The 24863-nt window shown below is 65.4% G+C and carries 23 protein-coding genes; 11 read left to right on the plus strand and 12 right to left on the minus strand.

Annotation, left to right across the window (positions count from 1 at the left end; all coding sequences use genetic code 11):
- The first annotated feature begins 68 nt into the window (after window positions 1–68).
- Window positions 69–536: a CidA/LrgA family protein gene (locus tag ISG32_RS14065; RefSeq protein WP_194771655.1), complete on the plus strand. Its 468-nt coding sequence runs from the start codon at window positions 69–71 to the stop codon at window positions 534–536.
- Window positions 537–541: 5 nt separating this feature from the next.
- Entirely contained in the window at window positions 542–1240 is a 699-nt protein-coding gene (locus ISG32_RS14070) for an LrgB family protein (RefSeq protein ID WP_194771656.1), read from the plus strand.
- Between the two features lie 20 nt (window positions 1241–1260).
- Here the strand turns inward: ISG32_RS14070 and ISG32_RS14075 are convergent, their stop codons facing one another.
- Together ISG32_RS14075 and ISG32_RS14080 are read right to left on the minus strand one after the other, a co-directional pair.
- A complete protein-coding gene (locus tag ISG32_RS14075) occupies window positions 1261–3195 on the minus strand; it encodes a sensor histidine kinase (protein WP_228529820.1) in 1935 nt (644 codons plus the stop codon).
- A gap of 200 nt (window positions 3196–3395) precedes the next feature.
- Entirely contained in the window at window positions 3396–3830 is a 435-nt protein-coding gene (locus ISG32_RS14080) for a sel1 repeat family protein (protein WP_194771657.1), read from the minus strand.
- Between the two features lie 210 nt (window positions 3831–4040).
- Here ISG32_RS14080 and ISG32_RS14085 point away from each other — a divergent pair, with 210 nt between their 5' ends.
- Window positions 4041–4940, plus strand: coding sequence for a LysR family transcriptional regulator (locus ISG32_RS14085; RefSeq protein WP_194771658.1), 900 nt, complete (start codon window positions 4041–4043; stop codon window positions 4938–4940).
- Window positions 4941–4979: 39 nt separating this feature from the next.
- On the opposite strand, the gene ISG32_RS14090 is transcribed toward ISG32_RS14085, so the two are convergent.
- The 3 genes from ISG32_RS14090 to ISG32_RS14100 all read right to left on the minus strand — a co-directional run bounded on the left by ISG32_RS14090 (window position 4980) and on the right by ISG32_RS14100 (window position 8786).
- On the minus strand, window positions 4980–5957 hold the full coding sequence (locus ISG32_RS14090) for a Bug family tripartite tricarboxylate transporter substrate binding protein (protein ID WP_228529821.1): 978 nt from the start codon (window positions 5955–5957) through the stop codon (window positions 4980–4982).
- A 241-nt stretch (window positions 5958–6198) separates the two neighbouring features.
- Window positions 6199–7104: an NAD(P)-dependent oxidoreductase gene (locus ISG32_RS14095; RefSeq protein WP_194771660.1), complete on the minus strand. Its 906-nt coding sequence runs from the start codon at window positions 7102–7104 to the stop codon at window positions 6199–6201.
- Between the two features lie 251 nt (window positions 7105–7355).
- On the minus strand, window positions 7356–8786 hold the full coding sequence (locus ISG32_RS14100; protein WP_194771661.1) for an aldehyde dehydrogenase: 1431 nt from the start codon (window positions 8784–8786) through the stop codon (window positions 7356–7358).
- A gap of 234 nt (window positions 8787–9020) precedes the next feature.
- Between ISG32_RS14100 and ISG32_RS14105 the strand changes: the two genes are divergently transcribed.
- A complete protein-coding gene (locus tag ISG32_RS14105) occupies window positions 9021–9683 on the plus strand; it encodes a GntR family transcriptional regulator (protein ID WP_194771662.1) in 663 nt (220 codons plus the stop codon).
- On the opposite strand, the gene ISG32_RS14110 is transcribed toward ISG32_RS14105, so the two are convergent.
- The gene (locus ISG32_RS14110) at window positions 9684–10205 is read right to left on the minus strand and encodes a shikimate kinase (protein ID WP_194771663.1); all 522 of its coding nucleotides are present in this window, start codon (window positions 10203–10205) and stop codon (window positions 9684–9686) included.
- A gap of 101 nt (window positions 10206–10306) precedes the next feature.
- Between ISG32_RS14110 and ISG32_RS14115 the strand changes: the two genes are divergently transcribed.
- Both ISG32_RS14115 and ISG32_RS14120 read left to right on the plus strand, forming a co-directional pair.
- Window positions 10307–11284, plus strand: coding sequence for a YihY/virulence factor BrkB family protein (locus ISG32_RS14115; RefSeq protein WP_194771664.1), 978 nt, complete (start codon window positions 10307–10309; stop codon window positions 11282–11284).
- Between the two features lie 184 nt (window positions 11285–11468).
- Window positions 11469–11804 carry a hypothetical protein gene (locus tag ISG32_RS14120; RefSeq protein WP_194771665.1) on the plus strand — a complete coding sequence of 112 codons (336 nt, stop codon included), beginning with the start codon at window positions 11469–11471 and terminating at the stop codon, window positions 11802–11804.
- Window positions 11805–11986: 182 nt separating this feature from the next.
- Here ISG32_RS14120 and ISG32_RS14125 read toward each other — a convergent pair whose 3' ends face one another.
- Window positions 11987–12760 carry a ferredoxin--NADP reductase gene (locus ISG32_RS14125; RefSeq protein WP_194771666.1) on the minus strand — a complete coding sequence of 258 codons (774 nt, stop codon included), beginning with the start codon at window positions 12758–12760 and terminating at the stop codon, window positions 11987–11989.
- A gap of 213 nt (window positions 12761–12973) precedes the next feature.
- Here ISG32_RS14125 and ISG32_RS14130 point away from each other — a divergent pair, with 213 nt between their 5' ends.
- A complete protein-coding gene (locus ISG32_RS14130) occupies window positions 12974–14209 on the plus strand; it encodes an ABC transporter substrate-binding protein (RefSeq protein WP_194771667.1) in 1236 nt (411 codons plus the stop codon).
- Between the two features lie 209 nt (window positions 14210–14418).
- On the opposite strand, the gene aliA is transcribed toward ISG32_RS14130, so the two are convergent.
- The 4 genes from aliA to badH form a co-directional block, all read right to left on the minus strand.
- A complete protein-coding gene (aliA, locus tag ISG32_RS14135) occupies window positions 14419–16065 on the minus strand; it encodes a cyclohexanecarboxylate-CoA ligase (RefSeq protein WP_194771668.1) in 1647 nt (548 codons plus the stop codon).
- Window positions 16066–16213: 148 nt separating this feature from the next.
- Window positions 16214–17362: a cyclohexanecarboxyl-CoA dehydrogenase gene (gene aliB, locus ISG32_RS14140; RefSeq protein WP_194771669.1), complete on the minus strand. Its 1149-nt coding sequence runs from the start codon at window positions 17360–17362 to the stop codon at window positions 16214–16216.
- A gap of 36 nt (window positions 17363–17398) precedes the next feature.
- Entirely contained in the window at window positions 17399–18181 is a 783-nt protein-coding gene (gene badI / locus ISG32_RS14145; protein ID WP_194771670.1) for a 2-ketocyclohexanecarboxyl-CoA hydrolase, read from the minus strand.
- Between the two features lie 28 nt (window positions 18182–18209).
- Window positions 18210–18977, minus strand: a complete 768-nt coding sequence (gene badH, locus ISG32_RS14150) for a 2-hydroxycyclohexanecarboxyl-CoA dehydrogenase (RefSeq protein ID WP_194771671.1) — start codon at window positions 18975–18977, stop codon at window positions 18210–18212.
- Window positions 18978–19108: 131 nt separating this feature from the next.
- Here badH and ISG32_RS14155 point away from each other — a divergent pair, with 131 nt between their 5' ends.
- The 4 genes from ISG32_RS14155 (at window position 19109) to ISG32_RS14170 (ending at window position 23137) form a co-directional block, all read left to right on the plus strand.
- Entirely contained in the window at window positions 19109–19651 is a 543-nt protein-coding gene (locus ISG32_RS14155) for a MarR family winged helix-turn-helix transcriptional regulator (RefSeq protein WP_194771672.1), read from the plus strand.
- A gap of 77 nt (window positions 19652–19728) precedes the next feature.
- A complete protein-coding gene (locus tag ISG32_RS14160; protein ID WP_194771673.1) occupies window positions 19729–21627 on the plus strand; it encodes an ABC transporter permease in 1899 nt (632 codons plus the stop codon).
- Window positions 21624–22394 carry an ABC transporter ATP-binding protein gene (locus ISG32_RS14165; RefSeq protein WP_194771674.1) on the plus strand — a complete coding sequence of 257 codons (771 nt, stop codon included), beginning with the start codon at window positions 21624–21626 and terminating at the stop codon, window positions 22392–22394. The genes ISG32_RS14160 and ISG32_RS14165 overlap by 4 nt, the downstream gene beginning before the upstream one ends.
- A gap of 5 nt (window positions 22395–22399) precedes the next feature.
- Complete coding sequence (locus ISG32_RS14170) at window positions 22400–23137, plus strand: ABC transporter ATP-binding protein (RefSeq protein WP_194771885.1); 738 nt, start codon at window positions 22400–22402, stop codon at window positions 23135–23137.
- Window positions 23138–23214: 77 nt separating this feature from the next.
- Here the strand turns inward: ISG32_RS14170 and ISG32_RS14175 are convergent, their stop codons facing one another.
- Window positions 23215–24774 carry a YifB family Mg chelatase-like AAA ATPase gene (locus ISG32_RS14175; protein ID WP_194771675.1) on the minus strand — a complete coding sequence of 520 codons (1560 nt, stop codon included), beginning with the start codon at window positions 24772–24774 and terminating at the stop codon, window positions 23215–23217.
- Window positions 24775–24863: the final 89 nt, after the last annotated feature.

Genomic DNA, 24863 nt, shown 5'->3' on the forward strand with positions numbered 1-24863 from the left:
TAAAAGAGAATGGAAAAAATAAGAATAAGTCATTTTACGAATGTAAGTGAAAACCCTAGACTCTGGGCATGACTTCCAAAACCTCCAACGCTCTGGCCCACGCGCCCGCGTGGTGGGCTGCGCTCCGGCAGGGCGCACGCATCGTGCTGCAGATCATGCTGCTCAGCGGCATCTGGGCCGCCATGGACCTGGTGCGCCAGCGCTTTGGCTGGAGCATGCCGGCCGGTCTGATCGGCTTCGGGCTGCTGGCGGTGGGGCTGTTCACCGGTCTCGTCAAAGTGCAGTGGCTCCAAGGCGGCACCCATTGGCTGCTCGCAGAGATGCTGCTGTTCTTCGTGCCCGCGATGCTGGTGATCACCGAATACGGCGATCTGGTGCGCCATCAGGGCCTGCGGATTCTGGCCGTGATCGTCGCCAGCACGGCCTGCGTGATGGTCGTCACCGCGCTTGCGGTGGACCGTGTCTATCGGCTTGAACTGTGGTTCGCGCGTCGCCGCTCCACCCGTGACGCGCACCTGGGGTCGCCCAAGGAGTGAATTCCATGTTGTCCAATGAAATGATCGGTCTGCTGTCGCTGCTGGCCACCGTGGGCTGCTACTGGGCCAACAAGCGCGTCTACCGCAGCCATCCGCATCCGCTGCTCATGCCCATCGTGGCGACGCCCATCGTGCTGATCGCGCTCGCGCTGGCCACGCATGTGAGCTATCCGCAATACATCGCCCAGACCCACTGGCTGGTCTGGCTGCTCGGTCCCACGACGGTGGCGTTCGCGCTGCCGCTGTATGAGAACCGCCAGATGATGAAGAAGCACTGGATGTCGATCGCCACCGGCGTGGTCGTGGCGAGCGTCGTCTCGGTCGGCACCACCGTGCTGTTCGCCCAGTGGTTCGGCCTCTCGGAGGAGCTGCAGAAGGGCCTGGCCGTGCGCAGCATCACCACCCCGTTCGCCATCGAGGCGGAAAAGGTGCTCGGCGGCTCCACCGATCTGGCGGCGCTCTTCGTGCTGCTCACCGGCGTGAGCGGCATGCTCATGGGCGAGACCGTTCTGCGCCTGCTGCCCCGCGTGCGCAGCAAGCTCGCCGCCGGTTCGATCTTCGGCGGTGCGGCCCACGGCGCGGGTGTCGCCAAGGCCCGCCAATGGGGCGGTGAAGCGCCTGCGGTGGTCGCGTCTCTGGTGATGATGATCGCCGGGGCCGTCAATGTGCTGGCCGCGCCCTGGGTGAAGCTGTTGCTTTTCTGAGCGTGACCCTGATCGCTTCGTCAGCTGGAGAGCCGTGCGAAGGCGCTGTCGGAGGGCTTGTTGTGCAGCGTGATTTCCACGGCGACCTGGGTTCCGCAGGTGCCGGATTCGATCGTCAGCGTGCCGGCGATGTGTGCGGCGCGGGCGGTCATGCTGCGCATGCCGACGCTGGTGCGCTGCTGCTGCATGCTGGTGACGTCGAAACCGACGCCGTTGTCCTCCACGCAGACGACGAAGCGCGTGGCGTCCGGCTGTTCGCAGCGCACGCGCACGCGGGTGGCGCGGCTGTGCTTGATGACGTTGGAGAGGGCGTCTTCGACCAGGCGCGAGAGGTTGAGGCTTTGCAGCACGCTCGGGCGCAGTGCGGGGTCCAGCCACTGCGGTGCGACCTGCCAGCTGCTGTCCACTTCTAGCTCATCGAAGATGCGGGTGAAGCGGTGGCGCAGCGGCGCGATCCATTGCACGGGCGTGTCGGGCACGGCGGTGTCTGCGCCGCCGCTGGCGCTGTAGTCGATCATCTGGCGCAGGTCATCGCGCAGCGTCTTCAGAATGGAGAGCACGCGTTCGTTGGGCAGCGGCTCGCTGGCCTGCTCCACCATCGCCATTCCGCGCACCAGGCTCGCGCCGAGCCCGTTGTGCAGATCGTGCGCAATGCCCATGCGCTCCTGCAGCGTCACGTTGTGCAGCGCCTGAGCGTGCTCGCGCTCGTTGGCCTGGGCGAGTTCCGTGCGGGCGTTGGCGATGCCGTCGGCCAGCGCGCGATTGAAACGCTCCACGCCGCGCATCTCCTGCACCAACTGCGTGCCCAGCACCAGCATGATGAGCGCGATGATCAGGGGGCCGCTCAGCGCCGCCCAGTTGCGCGCGACCTCCCAGAAGCCGAGCATGCCGCTTAGGTCGTGCAGCGCGACGACCACGAACACCAGCCAGACCAGCGCCAGCAGCATGTCGCGGCGCCGACGTGGCCGCTCGCGCGGGCCGCGCCAGACATGCCACTGGAACTGCAGCGCATTGAGCAGAAACACCGTCATCGCCACCTGCCAGATCACGCCCCACCAGGCGGAGGCATCTGCACGCGGCGCGAGCAGTGAGGCCGCCGAGCCGACGGCGGCAAGCACCCAGAGCGCACGCTCCGCCCAGCGCAGACGCTGGTCGCCGTAGCGGAAGGTGAACAGGCAGGCGGCGAGCACGTAGACGATGAGCGCCACCATCGACGCGCGCGAGCGCATGATCGAATCGGCAAACGGCCAGGGCGAGGCGGCGAGGTAGGTGCTGAGGTAGGCAAGCCAGGCCAGTGACATCAGCGCGAACCAACCGTAGGCGGGCTCCTTGCGGCGCAGCAGCCAGACCAGGAGAAACAGCAGGCCCGCCATGCCGCAGAGCACGGCGTTGATGGCGTAGATGGTGCGCTGGTGCCATTGCGCGTGTTCGAACTGCGCACGCACGCTGGCTTCGTCGCCCAGGCGCAGCGCACCCGGCCCGGAGCCAACGGCGGCAAGGCCCACCACGTGCAGCCATACCGAATTCACTCCGGCGTGCAGCGACGCCGCGGGCAGCACCCACCATCGCGGCACGTTCCAGCTGCGCGACAGCGGCTCGACGAGCGACGGGTCGCGCCACAGCAGATCGTCGTTGATGTACACCGCGCCCGCAACGCCGATGCCGTCAATGCCGAGCGCCACCGGCACGCTGCAGGCGGAGGCGTCAAAGTCGACGCGATACCAGGCCGAGCCGTCGTAGCCGGGCCAGCGGCGGTTCATCGAGTCGGGCACCTTGGCCTTCTCCCAGCCGTCGGAGGGACGGATGCCGCCATCACCCGGAGCCTTGGCCGCCTGCACTTCCAAGATGCGCGGCGTGCAGGCGCCCGGCGCGTGCTGCGCCGCCGACGCGGGTGTCAGCCCACCGGCCAGCACCATCAGGCACAGGGCCATGAAACAACGCAGCCAGCGCGTCAATGCCCCGCTCCTGCGCTGGGCGCGAAATGGTCGTCAGAGGATGCGGGATCGGGCGTTCGGGTGTTCACGGCGGAGCATGGGCAATTCGGAGTGCTGCCGATGCTAGGCCAAGCGGCGCGACTTGCATATCACCCAAATGGGTGAATTTGCGTAGGTATTGCAGCTATTTGAAACCACCGACCATTTGGGTTGGCAGGCACTCAGCCCGCCGCGCAGCTTCTGGAGGCATCGCGCATTCCATGGATCAGCGCTCGTTGGTGCTTGCCCACTTCGCTGCCCTGCGCAGCCGCACGGAGCGCCCAGCGGCGGGCCTCGCAGGGATCGGTGGCGATCGCATTGCCGTGGAGGCCCGGGTCGGCGAGCAGCACGCTCGCGAGCAGCTCCTGCGCGCGGACCTCGCCCGCCTCACCGGCTTCGCGCAGCAGGCGCAGCATGGCGGGGTAGTCGCGCTCGGTGCGCGCTTCCAGCGCCATCTGGTAGACCTGCTCGGGCGAGTGCGTCGGCGGGCTCGTCAGGTCGGCAGCCTGTGCGTCGCCGATGACCGAGACGCCCCGCGCCAGCGCGAGCGCGGTGCACAGGGCCAGCAGCGCCAGATGCGATCCGGTGGGGTGGGATTTGAGTGGGGAAGCTTGCATGGCGGGTTCCTCTTTCCTTTCATGGAACAGTCGCGAAATGGCTGTCCATGGGGCTGGATTGAATCGATGCAGCGCGCTTGGCACAATGCGGTTGTTTGCCGCGAGCCTTCGGTTCAGCCGAAGGCGTTGCCCTGTCCTTGCCGCGTCACCGTTTCACCGACTCACCGACTCACCGACTCACCGATCCACCGATCCGAAAGAGCCCGACCCATGCGACTTGATCTGTCCGACCTTCGCCTGTTTCTCTGCGTGGTGGACGCGGGCAGCATCACGCAGGGCGCGGCGCGCGCGCATCTCGCGCTGGCTTCCGCCAGCGAGCGGCTGCGCAGCATCGAGGAAGACGCGGGCGTGCAACTGCTCGAACGCAGGCCGCGCGGCGTGATCACCACCGAGGCAGGCGAGGCGCTTGCGCACCATGCTCGGCGCATTCTGCAGCAGCAGGAGCTGCTCAGGAGCGAGCTCAGCGATTTCGCGCGCGGCTCGCGCGGCACGCTGGTGTTCTACGCGAGCACGGTGGCGTTGACGGAGTATCTGCCGCGCCAGCTCGCACCGTGGCTGGCGACCCGGCCCCGGCTGCGGGTGGATCTTAAAGAGCGCACCAGCACCGAGATTTCGCATGGCATCTCGAGCGGGCTGATTGAGGCGGGCATCGTCTCCGACGTGGTGCAGACGCAGGGGCTGGATCTGCAGCTGCAGCCGCTCGTCAAGGATCATCTGGTGCTGATTGCGCCCGCCGAGCACCGGCTCGCGAAGGAGGGCCGCAGGTCGCTGGCCTTCAACGAAGTGCTCGGCGAGCAGTTCGTGGGCCTGACGAGCGGCAGTGCGCTGCAGGAGCACATTGCGGAGCACGCCAGCCGCGCGGGGCGCGACATCGCGCTGCGCATCCGCATGAAGACGTTCGGGGGCGTCTGTGAAATGGTCTCGCACGGCATCGGCGTGGGCATTCTGCCGATCGGCGTGGCGCGGCGCTACAGGCGCCAGCATCCCTTCAGGATCATCCCGTTGACGGATGCCTGGGCGCAGCGCCACCTGTGCCTGTGCTGGCGCGACTGGTCACGGCTGTCGCCGTCGATGCGCAGTCTGCTCACGCATCTGGGCGCCACGCAGTGACCGGTCGAGCTGTCGCTTCGTCGATCCGAGCGACGCGATTTACTTGTCGGACCAGGGCGACTCGGCCCAGATGGTCTTGAAGCCTTCGGTCTGCTTGTCAAGTCGCGCCTTCCACGCATCGCCCTCGAGGTAGTCCATCTCGGTGAACTGGTTGCTCATCTGCTTCTGGAACTCGGGGTCCTTGGCGATGTCGCGCAGGGCTTCGGTGAGCTTGGTCTTCACGTCGTCAGGAATGCCCTTGGGAGCGACGATGCCGCGCTCGGAGTTGAACACCAGATTCACGCCCTGCTCCTTGAAGCTCGGCACGTCGGGTGCGAGCTTGGCGCGATCGGGGCTGGCCTGGCCGAGGATGCGCACCTTCTCGCGGAAAGGCATCACCTCGCCCAGATTCATGCCGCCGATCACCACCTGATCGCCGAGCACGGCCGTGCGCAGCGGGCCCGCGCCGTTGTAGGGGATGTGGTTGAACTTCGCGCCGGTCAGGCGCTGGAACAGCACCATCGCGAGGTGATCGTCCGTGCCCACGCCGGTCGAGCCGTAGGTGATCTCGCCGGGACGCGCCTTGGCGTCGGCGATCAGGTCGTTCAGGTTCTTGTACTTGCTCGAAGCGAGCACGCTGAACGCGCTCGGGTCGCGCACGATGTTGGCGATGTAGGCGAAATCGCCATTGTTGAACTGGCCCTTGCCGAGGCGCTCGATGGGCAGCGTCACGAGGCCGGGCATGTTGGTCATGCCGAGGGTGTAGCCGTCGGGCTTGGCCTTGGCGACGTAGGCCAGACCGATCTCGCCCGAGGCGCCCGCCTTGTTGACCACGACGACGCGCGCGCCGGTCTTGGTGGTGAGGAACTGGGCGACCGTGCGGGCCGTGATGTCGGTGCCGCCGCCAGCGGCGAAGCCGACGACCAGCTCGATGGGCCTGTCAGTGGGCCATGCGGCCCAGGAGCTGGTGGCGGCGCCAATGGCCAGCGCGCCAACGGCCAAAGTCATTGCTCGGCGGGTGAAGTTCTTGAAGGACATGGACATTTTGTTCCCCTTGGTTATTGGTGTGACGAAGCCTTGCGGCTTCGATGGGTTGGTCGTTGTTGGGCGGCGATACAGGGCTTGATCCTTCGTTGCGCCACCTTGCCGTACGGAAGTACTGTCTGCGTCGGCGACGCCTCGTCTCAAGCCCTGTCTCGCCGTTGTGGTTGTGGGTTCCGGCGGCAGGTTCACTTTGAAGGCCCGCTGTTGAAATCTCCAACCCACTTGGCGGTCGTTCTTATGCCTTTTTTGCTGGCACGGTCGGGCATCCCCAGTCGGCCCAGAGCTTGGCTACGGCGGCATAGTCATCGCGGCCGTGGCCTGCGGCCACGCCCATGTCGTAGACGCTGTGCGAGCCCTGAATGGCGAACAGCGGCACGCCCAGCGTCTGCGCGAGTTGCAGGGCGAGGACGGAGTCCTTGCGGGCGGCGTCCAGCGGCATGCCGCCTGCGTAGTCGCCGTTGACGATGCGGTCGGCGTAGCGGTAGGTGAGCGGGCGGTGCAGGCCCATCTGTGCATCGGAGAGCAGGGTGATGAGCTTCTGGCAATCCACGCCCGAGGCGGTGGCCATGGCGCCGGCTTCGGCCACCACGACCATCACGGCGTGGGCGACGGCGTTGTTGATCACCTTGGCTGCGGCACCTGCGCCGAGTGCGCCGAAGTAGACCTGCTTGGTGGCGATGGCGTCGAGCACGCCCTGTGCGCGTGCAATCGCCTGCTCGTCACCGCCGAGCGCGAGCGAGGCCGAGCCCGCGACCATCTGGCCGACGCCGGCCATGATGGAGGCGTCCACCACGTCGATGCCGAACGGTGCGAGCACCTTCTGTTCGGCGTGGATGTGCTCGGGGTTGACCGTGCTGGTCTCGAGCACCACGGCGCCGCGCGGCAGCTGCGGCGCGATCTGCGCGAGCACGGCCAGCGAGATGGTCGGGTTGGGCAGGCACAGCACGACGACGGTCGTGTTCTTCAGGTCTTCGGGCGAGGTGATCGCGACGCCGCCGAATTTTTCCTTGGCGCGGGCGAGCGCCGCGGCGTCGAGGTCAAACACCTGCGTGGCGAATTGGGCGCCCACGCGTTCGGCCAGTGGGAAGCCCATGTTGCCTAGGCCGTAGATGGCGACTGGGTTGTTGGTTGGTTGTGTCATCTTGTCTTGAATGGTGTTGTGAGTGAAGCGGCTTTTTTTGCTTCTGCCGGGGCGGTGAGGGCGGAGGCCGGGACTGCCCCCGGCGGGGCAATCACTTTTTGGTCTTGCTCAAAAAGTAATCAAAAATGCGCCTTGAAGTCATCCGGCGGAACTCGCTGCGTTCCTTCGTCACTCCGCTCGGGCAACCGCCGGAAGTCAGTTTTGAAAAGGTGTGTTCGGCACTTCGCTTCGCTCGTGCCTACTGCTCGTGCTTACTTTGCGACGGCCAGTGGTTGTTCGTGGAGGCCGAAATACATGCTCTTCACCTGTGCATAGAGCTTCATGCCATCGATGCCCTTTTCCCGTCCGATGCCGCTGTTCTTGAAGCCGCCGAACGGCGTGCTCGTCACCGACTGCTTGTAGGTGTTGATCCACACGGAGCCCGCTTCGAGCGCGCGGCCGATGCGCCAGGCCTTCTTGAAGCTCTCGGTCCAGATGCCGCAGGCGAGGCCGAAGGCCGTGCCGTTGGCCTTGGCGATCAGGTCGGCCTCATCCTTGAAGGGCAGGGCCACGAGCACCGGGCCGAAGGCTTCTTCCTGACACGAGACCGCGTCGTAGCCGAGGCCGTCGATCACGGTGGGCGGGTAGTAGGCGCCCTGGTCGAACACGCCGCCCGTGGGCACTTCGCCGCCGCAGAGGATGCGGCCGCCTTCCTCGCGGGCACGGTCCACGAAGCGGACCACGCGTTCGCGATGGTGGAACGAGGCGAGCGGACCCATCTCGACGCCGTCGGCATCGGGCGCGGCCACGCGGATGGTCTTGGCGCGGGCGACGACCTGCGCGAGGACCTCGTCGTAGATGCGCTCTTCGATGAACAGGCGCGAGCCGGCCACGCAGGACTGGCCCGCCGAGCCGAAGATGCCCGCGACGACGGCGGCCACGGCGTGTTCGCGGTCGGCGTCGGCGAACACCACGTGTGGCGACTTGCCGCCGAGTTCGAGCGCAGTGGGGATCAGCTTGTCACCGGCCACGCGGGCAATCGCGCGGCCCGAGGTGGTGCCGCCGGTGAACGAGACCATGCGCACGCCGGGATGTGCGACCAGCGCGGCGCCCACGTCCGCGCCACGGCCCTGCACGACCTGCAGCAGGTCCTTGGGCAGGCCGGCGGCGAGCGCGATGCGGGCCAGCTCGGGGCCGAGCAGCGGCGAGTCTTCCGAGGGCTTGAGCAGCACGGCGTTGCCAGCGGCGAGCGCGGGAGCGACCTTGGTCGCGTCGTTCATGATCGGCGAGTTCCACGGCGTGATCGCCGCAATCACCCCGAACGGCTCCAGCACCGTGAAAGAGACATAATCTCCGCGCGACGGCGTGACGTCGGTTTCCAGCGTTTCGCAGACGCCAGCGTAGTAGCGGAACGTGCCGATGGCCGATTCCACCATGCCGCGGCATTCGCCAAGCGGCTTGCCGTTGTCGGCCATCTGCAGGCGCGCGAGCGATTCCTTTTCGGCGACGAGGCCGTCGGCGATCTTGTTGAGCACGAGAGCCCGCTTGTGCGGCAGCAGCTCTTTCCAGCCCGAGTGGTGAAAGGCCTGCCAGGCGCGCTCGACGGCCGCGTCCAGCTCCTGCATGGAGGTGATCGCGACGCGCGCGATCTCTTCGCCGGTGGCGGGGTTGGTGCTGATGAGTTCGGTGTTGCTGGAAGCCATGACTGTCCTGGAAAATTCTTGAAAGCAGATGCAGTCTAGAGAGCGTTTTCACGAAGTTCAACAGGCACGTTGTCGCCGATTTTTGTGATGAAATTATTGATAAAAGCGTCGACCGGAAATCCGCCCGTGCAGCAGTCACTTGCGGACCTTCGGCCCTTGCATCGGCAGGGCGCACGCAGCCCGCAGCCGCAACCGTGATCAGGTTCTATGTCCCGAAATCCTTCGAAAAACGACTTGGGTGTCTTCCCACATGCCGAGCTGCCACCGCCCGTGGCAGCCGTGATCGAGGCCATCGAGACCGACATCATCCGCGGCATCATCCTGCCGAGCACGCGGCTGATCGAGGACCATCTGATGGAGGACTACGACGCCAAGCGCCATGTGGTGCGTGCGGCGCTCGTGGAGCTGCAGCGCCTTGGGGTGGTGGTCAAGCCGCCGCACATCGGCGCGCGCATCCGCCGCTTTGACGCCGCGAGCCTGGAGGCGCTCTACCACTTCCGCTCGGTGCTGCACCGCGCCGCGGTCGAGGCCATGCCGCTGCCGGTGGCCGAGGCGCGTCTTGCGGCCGTGCATGCCGCCGCCCAGGCGCACGCCGAGGCCACGCAATCGGGTGACCTGATCGCGATCCACCGCGCCAACATGGCGTTCCATCGGTTGTTCTTTGGGCTCTGCGACAACCCCTACATCGAGGAGTCGATCCGCCTGCACGACTGGCTGAGCTTTCCGGCGCGGGCCTATGCCATCACCGACCAGTCGGCGCTGTCGCGCGCCTGCGAGGAGCATGGACAGATGGTCGCGGCCATCGAGCGCTGCGACCGCGAAGCGCTTCTCTCGCTCGCGCTCGGCCACATGGTGCAGGCGCGGCGCATCTACGAGGGCAAGTACCTGTCGCGTTGATTACGGGTCCATTTCGAGCTGCATCACGATCATGTTGACCAGCGTGTTCACCGTGGGGCGTCCCGTCTCGATGACGTAGTGCGACGCCGCGCGGTACAGCGGATCGCGCACCGCATAGAGATCGCGCAGACGCTGCAGCGGATTGGCCACCTGCAGCAGCGGGCGGGTCTTGTCATGGCGGATGCGCTTGAAGATCTCGTCGGGCGAGGCGCGCAGATACATCACGCTGCCGCCACCGGCGAGCAGATGGCTGCGGTTGTCCTCGCGCAGCACGGCACCGCCGCCGGTCGAGAGGATCATGTCGCCGGGCGCGCCGGTCAGCTCGGCCAGCAGCTGGGCCTCGCGATCGCGGAACGCCTCTTCGCCCTGTTCCTCGAAGTACTGGCGGATCGTGGAGCCGAGCACTTCCTCCAGACGCTGGTCGAGATCGATGAAGGGCACATTCAGACGGCGCGCGAGCTGGCGTCCAACCGTGGATTTTCCGGAGCCGGGCATGCCGACCAACGAGCAGCGCTTGCGCATGGTGAAAGAGAGGTCCTGTTCTTGTCTGATGTTGCGAGTTTATAGGCCTTGTCGGCCTGCTCTGACATGTGAGTGCAAGTGGACGCGGCCACAATGCGTGCATGAGTTCTTCTTTCAAGCAGCGCGTGATCGATTGGGGCAAGCAGTGCATGGCGGTCGCCTCGCCGCTGATCCGCGCGGTGGGCCTGTGGCTGGATGCCGATGGATTGCGCATGAGCGCGGCGATGTCGTTCTACGGCATGCTGAGTCTGGCGCCGCTGCTCCTGGTGCTGGTGGGTGTGCTGAGCTGGTGGATCGACCAGTCGTATCTGGAGTCCAACCTGCTCGCGCAGGTCAGCGGCGTGGTCGGCGAGCGCGGCGCGGAGGTGGTGCGCATGGCGCTGTCGAGCGCGCGCAATCCGTCCGAGGGCTGGTTCGCCTCGATTGCGGGTTTCGTGCTGCTGCTCTCGGGTGCGTCCGGCGTTTTCGTGGAGCTGCAGAACTCGCTGCATCGCCTCTGGTACGCCGGAAAGGAGCCGCCCAAGACGGAGAAACCGGCCTGGTGGAACATGGCCTCGCTGCGTCTGCGGGGGCTGGCCTACGTGATGGCGATCGGCTTTCTGCTGCTGATCTCGCTGGTCGTCTCCACCGCCATCAAGATCATCGCGACCTGGGCGAGCGCGTGGTTGCCGTTCGGCTCGGGCATGCTGCTGCAGCTGGTCAACGAGCTGGTCGCCTTTGGCGTGGCGATGGCGCTGTTCGTCGGCATGATGCGCATCGGTGGCCCCGCCGCGCCGCGACTGCGGTTTCTGTGGATCGGCGCGTTCGTGGGCGCGATTCTGTTCACCGGTGGCAAGCAGGCGCTGGCCTTCTACCTGTCGACGGCCGCCGTGGTGTCGGCCTACGGCGCGGCCGGTTCGCTGGTGGTGCTGTTGATGTGGATGTACTTCTCCGCCGCCGTTTTATTGTTCGCGGCCAGCGTGGCGCGGGCCTTGCAGGAAGAGGAAGAAGAAGAAAAAAAAGAAGGGGAAGACGGGCGGAGGCGGAAAAACAGTAGCAGCACCGCCGCGTCCACCTTGGATGAGCCGATGGCCTCGTAGTTTCCCTAGACGCAAAGCCGGGGAAAAGGCGTACACAGCTGCTTACGTCACTTACTGCGACTACTGCCCAAACTGTCATGTTTGCCCATTAACCTCTGCCCCCAGTTGCTTGTTTGTTGCCTCTACGGGGTGGCAGGGAAGTAAGTATTTGAATTTTCTCAGGATCTGTTTCTTGCAATTGCCCATGGATTTGAAGTCGACCGCGCCGGTGGCGCCTCCCATGTCGGCCGGCGTGTCCACACGCTGGCTCTGGGTGGCCATCGTCGGGCTGGTCGCGTGCATGGGCGCGCTGGCGGGCGCTTGGATGATGATGCCGGGCGTGGGAACCGCCCATGCGGCCGGTGCCACCGCGTCCGTCACCGCCGCCAAGGAGTCCATCCGCAGAGGGCTCCATGCCGCGCCTGCCGCTGCGCAGGGCATGCAGGCACCGGAGCGCTATACCGGCAGCGGCATCGCACAGAATTCCGCCTCGGGCCTCGGCATCTCTCCTGTGGGCTCCGTCAAGCTGACCGTTCGTTAGGCCTTTGCTGTGTTGTGGCGCTGTCCCTCGCGCCGATGAACCAATCGACTGGAGGCGCGGACATGGGGCGGTTGGTTCCGGCGTTCTGCACGCTTCGTTTGCCCGCTGCTTGAATGCGGAGTCCGTGCCCAATGAAAAAAGCGCCGTATTTGCGGCGCTTTTTGTTGGAGCGGCGGGTCGGCTTATTTCTCGACGAACGCGCGTTCGATCACGAAGTCGCCGGGCGTGGTGGTGTTGCCTTCCTTGAAACCGCGCTTCTCGAGCAGTTCCTTCAGTTCGGACAGCATGGCCGGGCTGCCGCAGAGCATGACGCGGTCGGTTTCGGGGTTCAGATCGGGCAGGCCGATGTTCTGGGGGAACTTGCCTTCATTGATCTGCGTGGAGATGCGGCCGTGGTTGCGGAACTCCTCACGGGTCACCGTGGGGTAGTAGATCAGCTTGTCGCGGACGATGTCGCCGAGGAATTCGTGCTGGGGCAGTTCCTTCTCGAACAGGTCCTGATAGGCCAGTTCGTTGGCGTGACGCACGCCGTGCACCACCACCACCTTTTCGTACTGCTCGTAGGTCTCAGGATCGCGCGCCACGGCCAGCCAGGGGGCGAGGCCGGTGCCGGTGCCGATCAGGTACAGGTTCTTGCCGGGCAGCAGGTAGTCGATCAGCAGCGTGCCGGTGGGCTTCTTGCCGACGATGACGGTGTCACCGACCTTGATGTTCTGCAGCTTCGACGTGAGCGGGCCGTTGGGCACCTTGATCGACAGGAACTCGAGGTGCTCTTCGTAGTTCGGGCTGGCGATGGAGTAGGCGCGCAGCAGATTCTTGCCGTCCACCTTCAGGCCGATCATGGTGAAATGGCCGTTGGAGAAACGCAGCGACGTGTCGCGGGTGGTGGTGAAGGAGAAAAGGCGGTCCGTCCAGTGGTGTACCGAGAGGACGGTTTCTTCGAGAAATGCACTCATGTTCGTTGGATAGCGAATAAACAGGGGCAGGAAAAAAACGATGCCTGCCGATAAAAACACGCTTGGAAACTGAGAGCTTGGGTAAAACTGGTTGCCTGGCTCTTGGCAGTGGACCTCGCGGACTGATTACAACGTTATTTTCGGATAAATACCAACTTCCGGGTACATTGCAAGGCCTTGTTTTGAGATCAATTAGTGATAAGGAGAATGACGATGACTACGGTCAATAGCTTGCAAAAATGGTCGAAATGGCGGGTGTCGCTTCCGCTCGCGGCCTGTGTGCTGGCATCGCATTCCTATGCCGCCGAGGTCATCAAGATCGGTGAAATCAATAGCTACAAGGCCCAGCCCGCCTTCCTCGAGCCCTACAGAAAGGGCATGGAGCTGGCCGTGGAGCAGGTCAACAAGGCCGGTGGCGTGGCCGGCAAGAAGCTGCAGCTCATCGTCCGCGACGACAACGGCAACCCGGCGGATGCGGTGCGCGCCGCTGAAGAGCTCTATGCGCGCGAGAAGATCGACGTGCTCACCGGCAGCTTTCTGTCCCACGTGGGGCTGGCGCTCACCGACTACGCCAAGCAGAAGCAGCGCTTCTTCCTTGCCTCCGAGCCGCTGACCGACAAGATCGTCTGGGCCGACGGCAATGCCTATACCTACCGCCTGCGCGCCTCGACCTACATGCAGGTCAGCATGCTCGTGCCCGAGGCCGTCAAGCTCAACAAGAAACGCTGGGCAATTGTCTATCCAAACTACGAATACGGACAATCTGCGGTCGCCACCTTCAAGAAGCTCATGAAGGAAAAGCAACCGGACATCGAATTCGTCGCCGAACAGGCCCCGGCACTGGGCAAGATCGATGCGGGCAGCGTCGTGCAGGCGCTGGCGGACTCCAAGCCGGATGCGATCTTCAACGTGCTTTTCGCGACCGATATGGGTAAGTTCGTGCGAGAAGGCAACACGCGCGGTCTGTTCAAGGGCCGTGAGGTGGTGGGCCTGCTCACCGCCGAGCCGGAATACCTCGATCCGCTCAAAAAAGAGGCACCCGTCGGCTGGACGGTGACCGGCTACCCCTGGTATTCGATCGCCACTCCCGAGCACACGGCCTTCCTCAAGGCCTACCAGGCCAAGTACAAGGACTATCCGCGTCTGGGCACCATCGTCGGCTACAACGCGATCCAGTCCATCGCCGCAGGTCTGCGCAAGACCGGGGGCAGCGGAGAGACCGCCAAGCTGGTGGAGGCGTTCAAGGGGCTGGAGGTGGATACGCCGTTCGGTCGCATCACCTATCGCGCGCAGGATCATCAGTCGACGATGGGGGCCTACATCGGGAAGACGGCCTACGACGCCAAGCTGGGGCGGGGTGTGCTGGTGAACTATCACTATGCGGATGGGAAGGACTTTCAGCCTTCGGATGACGAAGTGAAGAAGTTGCGGCCTGCTGCGGCTAACTGATTTTTGTGCCTGCTGGAGTGGTGAGGGCGGAGGCCGGGACTGCCCCCGGCGGGGCAATCACTTTTTGCTTGCGCGCAAAAAGTAATCAAAACCGCGCTTTGAAGTCCTCCGGCGGAACTCGCTGCGCGACTGCGTCGCTCCGCTCGGACAACCGCCGGAAATCAGTTTTGAAGAGGTGTTGGCGGCACGTCGCTGCGCTCGTGCCGGGGTCAGGTCGCGTTTTGGCCTTGGATCCATTCTCTGAGTTTGAACTTCTGGATCTTTCCTGAGGGAGTCGCCGGCATTTGCGTGACGATGTGCAGGCGCTCGGGAATGTATTGCAGCGCCACGCGTTCGTTTTGCAAAAAGATGCGCAGGTCTTCCAGGTTCAGCGTTGCGCCTTCGCGCGGTACAACGACGGCGCAGGCTCGTTCGCCGAGGCGTGCGTCGGCGTAGGCGACGATGGCTGCGTGCTGGATGTCAGGGTGGCGGTAGAGCAGTGATTCGATCTCGACCACGGGAATGTTTTCGCCGCCGCGAATGATCACGTCCTTGCTGCGGCCGGTGATGCGAATGTAGCCTTCAGCATCCATGCGGGCCAGATCGCCGGTGTCGAACCAGTCGTCGGCGTCGGTGGCGTTGAGGTGCGGGCGCTTCAGATAGCCGCCGAAGTTGGAGCACGAGCGCAGCATGAGCTTGCCTTCCTGGCCTGCTGGCAAGCAGGTGTCATCGATGTCCACGATGCGGATTTCGACGCCGGGAAGGGGGCGGCCGTCGGTCTGCACCGCGCGCTGGTCGTCGTCTTCGGGAAGCGTGGTGGTGACGGCGCCGTTTTCCGTCATGCCCCATGCAGAGATGATCTTGGCGCCGAGCGCGCTTCTTGCCTGTTCCACGAGTGCGCCGGGCAAGGGAGCGCCGGCGCTCAGGAAGGTTCGCAGACTTGGAATGCCGCCACCGTCGGCCACGACCGCCTTGGAGAGATCGCTGAGGAACGGCGTCGAGGCCATGGTGAACGTCACGCCTTGCTCGCGGATGAGGGCGATGGCTTTCGGCGCGTCCCAGATGTCCTGGAGCACGGCGCTTGCCTGCAGCAGGATGGGCATCATCAGGCCGTACATGAAGCCGGTCTGGTGCGCCATGGGCGAGGCCATCAGCACCATGTCGTCGGCGCCCAGATGCAGGCGGTCCGCATAAGGGATGATGTTGGAGATCAGCGTATTGGCCGTGTGCTGCACGCCCTTGGGCTCGCCCGTCGTGCCCGAGGTGTAGATGAGCTGGGTGACATCGTCGGGCGCCGGACGCGAACCGGTGAGAATGGCCGGCGCATCAGGTTCTCGCTCCCATGGCGGCGCGGCGAGCAGCGCGTCGAAACTGTTCTCGCCCTGACCATCGACCACCACGATGTGTCGCAGCAGCGGCAATTGGGCCTTGAGTCCGTTGGCCATCGACTCGAAATCGTGGCCGCGAAACTGTCTCGGTACGATGAACACCTTGGCGGCGCCGTGCGCGAGCATGAATGACAGTTCGCGCTCGCGGAAGATGTGCATGAGCGGATTCATCACCGCGCCGATGCGCGAGCAGGCCAGATGGATGAGCGTGAATTGCCACCAGTTGGGCAATTGGCCAGCGACCACATCGCCCTTGCGCACGCCGAGTCTGTGCAGCCCCACCGCAATGCGATCCGCCATGCGCGCAAGTTCGCGATAGCTGAACTGTGTGCGCTCGCCGGTCTCCACCCGCAGCGCCGTGAGCGCCAGCTTGTCCGCGTGCGCGGTGGCGCAGGCGTCCAGCGCATCGTTGATCGTGCGCTCGTGCCAGAGCTTTTGCTCCAGCATGCGGGCACGGCGGCGGGGCAACAAAACGGCATCGAACTCCATGGCTTGTCTCCTCTTTGTGAATACAGGGAACGCTGTCGCAATCGAAAACGAATACGTTGGTTGTTCATGGCGCGTTCACCGGGCGCGGCCCAGGCGAGGGCCGCCGCGCAAGGGGGAAGGTGCAAAGCGCCTCAGGGGTGATCCACAGTTACCCAACGGCTTTTCTGCCCGCTCGCGTGCGGGAGATGATGGTCTTCATGATCTGCGCCGTGCCATCGCCAATCTGGAAGCCGAGCACGTCTCGCAGGCGCTGCTCGATGACTCCGCGGTCGTACCCGCCATGCCCGTGCGTGAGCAGGCACTGGTGGATCGCGTCATAGGCGAGCTTGGGCGCCCACCATTTGCACATGGCTGCCTCGACGCTGTGAGGCAGGTTGTGGTCCTTGAGCCATAACGACTGCAGGCACAGCAGGCGCGCTGCGGTCACTTGTGTATCGAAGTCCGCCAGCGGATGGCTGACGCCCTGGAACGCGCTGAGTGGCTGGCCGAAGGCCTCGCGCTGCGCCGCGTATTCCCAGCTTTCGTCGAGTGAAGCACGTGCCACGCTCAGTACCTGCAGGCCGATCAGTGCGCGCGAGAAATCAAAGCCCTGCATGACCTGCACAAAGCCCTTGTTCTCGTCGCCAAGCCGGTGATCGACGGGGACGCGGACGTTCTCGAAGAACAGGGAGCCGCGACCAATGGCGCGCTGGCCGTGGCAGTCGAAGCGGCTGCGGGTGAGGCCCGGCGCGTCGCAGGGAACGAGCAGCGCGGTCACGCCATGCGCGCCGGATTCGATGCTGCCGGTGCGGCCGAAAACGATGACGGCGTCGGCCTGGTCGGCGGCGGAGATCGAGGTCTTCTCGCCGTTGATCACGTACTCGTCGCCCATGCGCTCCACACGCAGCCGCAGGTTGGCGGCGTCCGATCCGCCGCGCGGCTCGGTCAGCGCGATGGCGATCAGTGCATCGCCTTGGGTGAGTCGCTCCAGCCAGGGCCGCGCCACGTGCGGCTGTCCATGTTCCGCGAGAATCTGCCCGTTGAGCGAGGCCAGCAGGTTGATGTAGCTGATCGACAGGTCCGCGGCCGCAATCGTCTCGTGAATGACTCCGGCGGCAAGACATCCCATGCCCTGGCCGCCGATGGCTTCGGGCAGCTCCGGGGCGATGAAGCCCATTTGCCCCATCTCGCGCATCAGCCCGCGGTCGAGCACGCGCGTGCGGTCACGCTCCAGGAAACCAGGGGCGACCCGGCCGGTGGCAAAGCGCCTGGCGTGCTCGGCAAGTGTCTGCAGATCTTCGTTGAGATACGGATTCATCACGACCTCGGCTGAGTGAAAAGGGTGGTTGCGGCGTCACTTGGCGTGCTTGCGGAATTCGGGCTTGCGTTTTTCCTTGAGCGCCGCCACGCCCTCGCGCGACTCGTCGGTGTCGTAATAGAGCTTGAGCGCATACATGCCCATGCCTGCAATGCCGGCCTGATGTGCGGTGTCCATGTTGAAACTGCGCTTGGCGATCGCGATGGCCGTGGGGCTGCGCTCGCAGATTTCCTCGGCCCATTGCTGTACGGTCTCGTCGAGCTTGTCGGGCGGCACGCAGAGGTTTGCCAAACCCATGGCCACCGCTTCCTGGCCGCTGTACCGGCGGTTGAGATACCAGATCTCGCGCGCCTTCTTCTCGCCGACGACGCGGGCGAGAAAGGCCGTGCCGTATCCGGGGTCGACCGAGCCCATCTTCGGCCCCACCTGGCCGAACACCGCTTTTTCGGAGCAGATCGTCAGGTCGCAGATCGTGCACAGCACATTGCCGCCACCAATGGCATAGCCCTGCACGCGCGCGATCACCGGTTTGGGCACGTCGCGCAGCGCGGTGTGCAGCTCTTCCATGGGCAGGCCGATGGTGCCGCGCCCGTCGTAGTTGCCATCGTGGGCGGATTGGTCGCCGCCGGTGCAGAACGCTTTTTCGCCCGCGCCGGCGAGCACGATGCAGCCGACCGAACGGTCGTAGCCCGCCTTGTTCAACGCCTTGATGAGCTCATCGCAGGTGGTTCCGCGAAACGCGTTCATCTTGTCGGGGCGATTGATGGTGATCCAGGCCACGCCGTTGCGCACTTCGTAAAGAATGTCTTCGAAATTCATGGAGGTTCTCCGTTGGTGGATGAGTGAATCAGCCGTTCATGGTCAGGCCGCCCGAGACGCTGAGCACCTGCCCGGTGATGAACGCGGAGTCGTCGCTGGCGAAGAAGCTGATGGCGCCGACCAGGTCTTGCGCGAGGCCAAGGCGGCCGAGCGGAATGGCGCGCGTGAAGGACTCGCGCAGCTTGTCGGGATTGGGCGCGGCATCGGCAAAGTTGGCGAACAATGCGGTTTCCGTCGGCCCCGGGCAGACCACGTTCACGGTGATGCCGTGGCGCGCATGCTCGCGCGCGATGGTCTTGGAGAACGACACCAGCCCGCCCTTGCAGGCGGCGTATACCGCCTCGCCCGATGAGCCCACGCGCGCCGCGTCGGAGGCGACGTTGACGATGCGCCCCGCCTTGCGTGCAACCATGCCGGGCAGCACGGCGTGGTGCATGTGCAGCGCGCCGACGAGGTTGATGGCGATCAACCGTTCCCATTCCTGGGCATTGGTCTGGGTGAAGGGCTTGAAGATGTCCCATCCCGCGTTGTTCACCAGCACATCGACCGGGCCGAGACGCTGTTCGACAGCCTGCAGCGCTGCATCGACGGCGCTGCGGTCGGTGATGTCGCAGGCAAGCGCAATCCCTTTGCCGCCGCTTTGCAGAATGCGCTCCAGCGTCTTCTCGGCGGCGCCAAGGTCGCGGTCAAGCACCGCCACTTTGGCGCCTTCTTTGGCGAGACGTTCGCAGGCCGCGCCGCCGATGCCGCCGCCGCCGCCCGTCACAATGATGGTTTTGTCTTTCAGTCCTTGCATCTGAGTTCCTCAAGTGTGGGTGCAGCCATGGTGTTGGTTGCATATTTGGTTGGCCATTTAAGTAAATATGTTGTCATATATATTAGACCTGCAGGACCGCGTCGACAATTCCTGAATTGAAACGAGTTGCCATGGATAAACCTAAAGAAACAACATCAGATAAGACGCAAGCAGTGGCCCGTGAGTTGGCCAACAGGATTTTCTTTAAGCTCTATCAATGTGCAAACATGTTGCATAAAACCGGCAGCAGAGCGGTGGAGGAGCAGGGGCTGACCACTCAGCAGTGGGCGGTGCTGGGGGCGCTTTCGCGGCGCGATGCCGAGCGCGGCATGGGCGTCGGGGAGTTGGCGCGCTATCTGATGGTGAGTCGGCAGAATCTCTCGGGCCTCGTCGGACGCATGGAGCGTGATGGTCATGTGGAGCTGGTGGCCGATCCGCAGGACCGCCGCTCGCGTCTGGTGCGGATGACGGTGACCGGCGGGCGCATCTGGCGCGAGGAGGCGCAGGCCAATATCCAGCGTTACTACGATCAGGCGCTGGCCGAGTTCTCGGTGGGTGATCGCACGCATCTGCTGCACTATCTGCTCAAGCTGCTCGACAACATGCAGACCATTGACCGGAGCAGCGGAACGGACGACGACACCGAGGCCAATGACACTGCGCAGGCCAAGTAACATCGTGGCTTCGCACATCCCATCCCCCACGCAACCCAAGGACATCGCCCAGTGAACCGTAGCAGGAGCTTCACAGAATGAGCGCATCCGGCCTGCTTGCGCAGCTGCTCAATGGCCTCGCCAGCGCGTCGTCGCTGTTTCTGGTGTCCGTGGGGCTGTCGCTGATCTTCGGGGTCACGCGCTGCATCAATTTCGCGCATGGCTCGTTCTTCATGCTGGGGGCGTTCATCGCCTATTCGAGCGTGGATGTGCTTGCGCCGCACATCGGGTTCTGGCCGGCGCTGCTGCTGGCGCCGCTCGCGTGCGGAGTGCTCGGGGCGCTCACCGAGATCCTGCTGCTGCGGCGCATCTATGGCGCGCCGCAGCTGTTCCAGTTGCTGGCGACGTTTGCGCTGGTGCTGGTGATCAAGGATGCGGCGCTGTGGATCTGGGGGCCGGAGGAGCTGTTCGGGCCGCGTGCCGAGGGGCTGGATGGCGCGGTGGAGATTCTCGGGCGGCAGTTCCCGAGCTATGACCTGCTGCTGATCGCGGTGGGCCCACTGGTGCTGCTGGCGCTGCATGTGCTGCTCACCAAAACGCGCTTCGGCACGCTGGTGCGCGCCGCGACACAGGATCGCGAGATGGTGGGCGCGCTCGGGGTGAACCAGGCGTGGCTCTTCACGGCGGTGTTTGCGCTCGGCACGTTGCTCGCGGGGCTGGGTGGTGCGCTGCAGTTGCCGCGCGAGCCGGCGAGTCTGGAGATGGACATGCTGACCATCGGCGCGGCGTTCGTGGTGGTGGTGGTCGGTGGCATGGGCAGCATTCCGGGAGCGTTCGTCGCTGCGCTGGTGATCGCCGAGCTCAAGGCGGTGTGCATCTGGCTGGGGCTGCAGGAGATCGGCGGGGTGGAGATTTCTTTTTCCAAGCTCACGCTGGTGGTCGAGTTTCTGGTGATGGCCGCGGTGCTGGTCTGGCGTCCTTGGGGGCTGATGGGCAAGCCGCAGTCGCTGGCGCGCAATGCGACGGCCATCGAAGCGCCGCTGCGCATGGCGGGGCATGGCGCGACGGCCGCATGGATCGCGTTGCTGCTGATGCTGTTCGGCCTGCCGCTCGTGGCGGGGCAGGAGAGCTATGCGGTCGTGCTGGTTACCGACATGGCGATTGCCGCGCTGTTCGCGGCGAGCCTGCATTTCATTCTTGGACCGGGCGGCATGCATTCGTTTGGCCATGCGGCGTATTTTGGTCTGGGCGCGTATGGCGCCGCGCTGCTGGTGCGCCAGCTTGATTTGCCGATGGAGGCGGCTCTGGTGCTCGGCCCGCTGGTGGCGGCTGCGGGCGCATTGCTCTATGGCTGGTTCTGCGTGCGGCTCTCCGGTGTGTACCTCACCATGCTCACGCTTGCGTTCGCGCAGATCAGCTGGGCCATCGTGTTCCAGTGGGACGACTTCACCGGCGGCAGCAACGGGCTCACCGGAGTGTGGCCGTCGGAATGGGCGGCGCATGGTGCGGTGTTCTACTGGCTGGCGCTTGCCGTGTGCGCAGCGGGCGTTTATGTGCTGCGCCGCATGCTGTTTTCGCCGCTCGGGTTTGCGCTGCGCGCGGGGCGTGATTCGGCCTTGCGCGCCGACGCCATCGGCATTGACGTGCGGCGCGTGCAGTGGGCGGCGTTCGTGATCGCGGGATTGTTTGCGGGGCTGGCGGGTGCGCTGTTCGTGTTTTCCAAGGGCAGCGTCGCGCCCGATGCGCTCTCGGTCACCAAGTCGGTCGATGCGCTCGTGATGGTGCTGCTCGGCGGCGTGCAGACGTTGGCCGGGCCGGTGGTGGGCGCTGCGGCGTTCACCTGGCTGCATGACACCGTGGCGCGCAACACCGAGTACTGGCGCGGCCTGCTTGGCGTGATCATGCTGGCGCTGGTGCTGCTGTTTCCGCAGGGCATTGCGGGATTCGCGCAGGCGCTGTTCGCTCGTTTTGCAGCTCGCAAGGAGGTGCGCGCATGAGCGGTGTCGCATTGCTGCAGATCGAGCAGCTCTCCAAATCCTTTGGCGGCGTGAAGGCGGTGCGCGAGGTGTCGTTCTCGGTGCGCGCGGGTGAACTGCTTGCGCTGATCGGGCCGAATGGCGCGGGCAAGACCACGACCTTCAACATGGTGGGCGGCCAGCTCGCGCCCGACAGTGGCCACGTGCTGCTCGGCGGCGAGAACATCGCGGGCCTGGCGCCGCGCCAGATCTGGCGCAAGGGCGTGGGGCGCACCTTCCAGATCGCGCAGACCTTCGCATCGTTCACCGTCATCGAGAACGTGCAGATGGCGCTGTTGTCGGCCGACCGGCGCATCTGGCAGTTCTGGCCGCGCGCCGGATCGCATCGCCGCGCCGATGCGCTGGCCTTGCTGGACAGCGTGGGCATGGCCGAGCAGGCCGATCGGGCCTGCAGCGAGCTTGCCTACGGCGACGTGAAGCGCGTGGAGCTGGCCATGGCGCTGGCGCATACCCCGAAGCTGCTGCTGATGGACGAGCCCACCGCCGGCATGGCGCCCGCCGAGCGGGTGGCGCTCATGCAGCTCACGCGCCGCATCGCGCAGGAGCGGCAGATGGGCGTGCTGTTCACCGAGCACAGCATGGACGTGGTGTTCGGCCAGGCCGACCGCGTGGCGGTGCTGGTGCGCGGCAAGCTGCTGGCGGAAGGTACGCCGCAGCAGATCCGCGACGACGAGCGCGTGCAGCAGGCCTATCTGGGAACCGGTCTGGTGCTGGAGAAGAACGCATGAGCGAGATGAAGAACTCCGCAGATCTGTTGCTCGACGTGAGTGGCCTCAATGCCTGGTACGGCGCGGCGCAGATCCTGTTTGACGTGGCGCTGTCCGTGCGTCGTGGCGAGGTGGTCGCGCTCATGGGGCGCAACGGCGCGGGCAAGTCGACGACGCTCAAGGCGATCGCCGCGCTGGTGGACAGGCGCGAAGGCGTGATCCGTTTCATGGGCGAGGACATTTCGCGCAAGGCTTCGCACCAGATCGCGCAGCGCGGGCTTGGATTTGTGCCCGAAGACCGGCGCATTTTCACCGAGCTCACGGTGCTTGAGAACCTCGAGGTCGGCCGCCAGAAGCCGCGCCAGTGGCCCGACGGTACGCCCGTGGTGCGCTGGACGCCCGAGTCGCTGTTTCAGCTTTTTCCCAATCTCGGCGAGATGCCCGACCGTCCCGGTGGCGCGATGAGCGGTGGCGAGCAGCAGATGCTGACCGTCGCGCGCACGCTCATGGGTCAGCCGTATCTGGTGCTGCTCGACGAGCCCTCGGAAGGCGTCGCTCCGCTGATCGTCGAGCAGATGGCGCGCTCTATTCTCGAGCTCAAGCGGCAGGGCGTGGGCATTCTGCTCAGCGAGCAGAACCTGCCCTTCGCGCAGGTCGTTGCCGACCGCGCGTTCATCCTTGAAAAAGGCCAGATCGTGCACCAGTCGACGATGCAGGAACTGGCCTCGGATGCGCAGGTGCGCAGGCAGTATCTGGGAGTTTGATGCACGCCACCGGGCTCATCCCTTCGGGGCTGAAAGCGTCTGAAGAAACGGCCGACATCACTCGTGCGGCGTGAGCGTCATTTCATGGACGAGAGCCCACGCCGGTACTGCATCGCTTCGGCGATGTGGGCGGCGCTGATCCGGTCGCTGCCCGCCAGATCGGCAATCGTGCGCGCCACCTTCAGTGCACGGTGCGTGCTGCGCGCCGACCAGCCGAGGCGCGTGGCGGCCGTCTGCAGAAAGCGCGCGGCGGCCTCGTCGAGCTGCGCATGCCGGTCGATGTCGCGGCCCTGCAGCCGCTGGTTGGCGCAGCCCTGGCGCGCAAAAGCGCGGGCCGCCGCCTGCGTGATGCGCTCGCGCATCGCGGCGGTGCTCTCGCCAGCGGGCGCGTTGATCAGCTCCTCGGGCGGCAGGGCGGGCACTTCCACGTGCAGGTCGATGCGGTCGAGCAGCGGGCCGCTGAGCTTGGCCTGATAACGCGCGATCTGCTCGGGCGAACAGCGGCAGTGGCGTTGCTGCGAGCCGAGATAGCCGCAGGGGCAGGGATTCATCGCCGCCACCAACGTGAAGCGCGCCGGAAATTCGGCACGCTGCGCCGCGCGCGCGATGGTGATGGTGCCGGTCTCGAGCGGCTCGCGCAGCGCCTCGAGCGCGTTGCGGCTGAACTCGGGAAACTCGTCCAGAAACAGCACGCCCTCGTGCGCCAGCGAAATTTCGCCGGGCCGGGGCGGCGATCCCCCGCCCACCAGCGCGACGGCGCTGCAGGTGTGGTGCGGATGGCTGGTGCGCCGCCGCATCCATTCCTCGGGGGTGAACCGGCCCGCGAGGCTCGCGATGGCGGCGCTCTCCAGCGCCTGCTCGAGCGACATCGGCGGCAGCAGGCCGGCAAAGCGCTGCGCCAGCATGGACTTGCCCGATCCCGGAGGGCCGACGAACAGCATGCCGTGCATTCCGGCCGCTGCGATCTCCATGGCGCGCTTGGCGGCGATCTGGCCCTTCACGTCGGCGAGGTCGGGGCCGGTTTCCTGCGGCGCGGTGTCGCGCGGGCGCATGAGCTGCATCGCGGGGGTGTCGGCATCGGCATCACCGTCGGCGCGTGTGTGTGCATCGGCGGGCAGAAAGTGCTGGACGACGTCGAGCAGATGCGCTGCGCGGTAGATCTGCGCATCGGGCACGAGAGCGGCCTCTTCGGCGCTGCCCGGCGGCAGCACCTGGCGCAGGTCAGGCGCTTGGGACGATTGCGCGCGGATCGCCAGGCCCGTGGCGAGCGCTCCGCGCACCGGCCTGAGCGCGCCCGAGAGCGACAGCTCGCCCGCGAACTCGTAGCCCGCAAAGCGGCTGCCGTCGATCTGGCCGCTGGCCGCGAGGATGCCCATGGCGATCGGCAGATCGAAGCGCCCCGAATCCTTGGGCAGATCGGCGGGCGCGAGGTTTACGGTGATCTTCTTGTTGCCCGGGAATTCGAGCCCCGAGTTCTGCAGCGCCGAGCGCACCCGCTCGCGCGCCTCCTTCACCTCGACGTCGGCCAGGCCCACGAGCGTGAAGCTCGGAAGCCCGTTGGCCAGATGCACCTCGACGGTGACCGGCATGGCCTGCAGACCCGTGAGGGCGCGGCTTTGCACTAAAGCGAGACTCATGCTGACGGTTCTCCCCGATGAGGTGCGCGGTGCACCGCGCAAAGCCGCCTACTTTGGCACCAATGTGGTGCATCCGGCGGGGAGATCGC

It is taken from the genome of Diaphorobacter caeni, assembly GCF_015354245.1.
In the GTDB taxonomy this organism is placed as follows: Bacteria; Pseudomonadota; Gammaproteobacteria; order Burkholderiales; family Burkholderiaceae_C; genus Diaphorobacter_A; species Diaphorobacter_A caeni.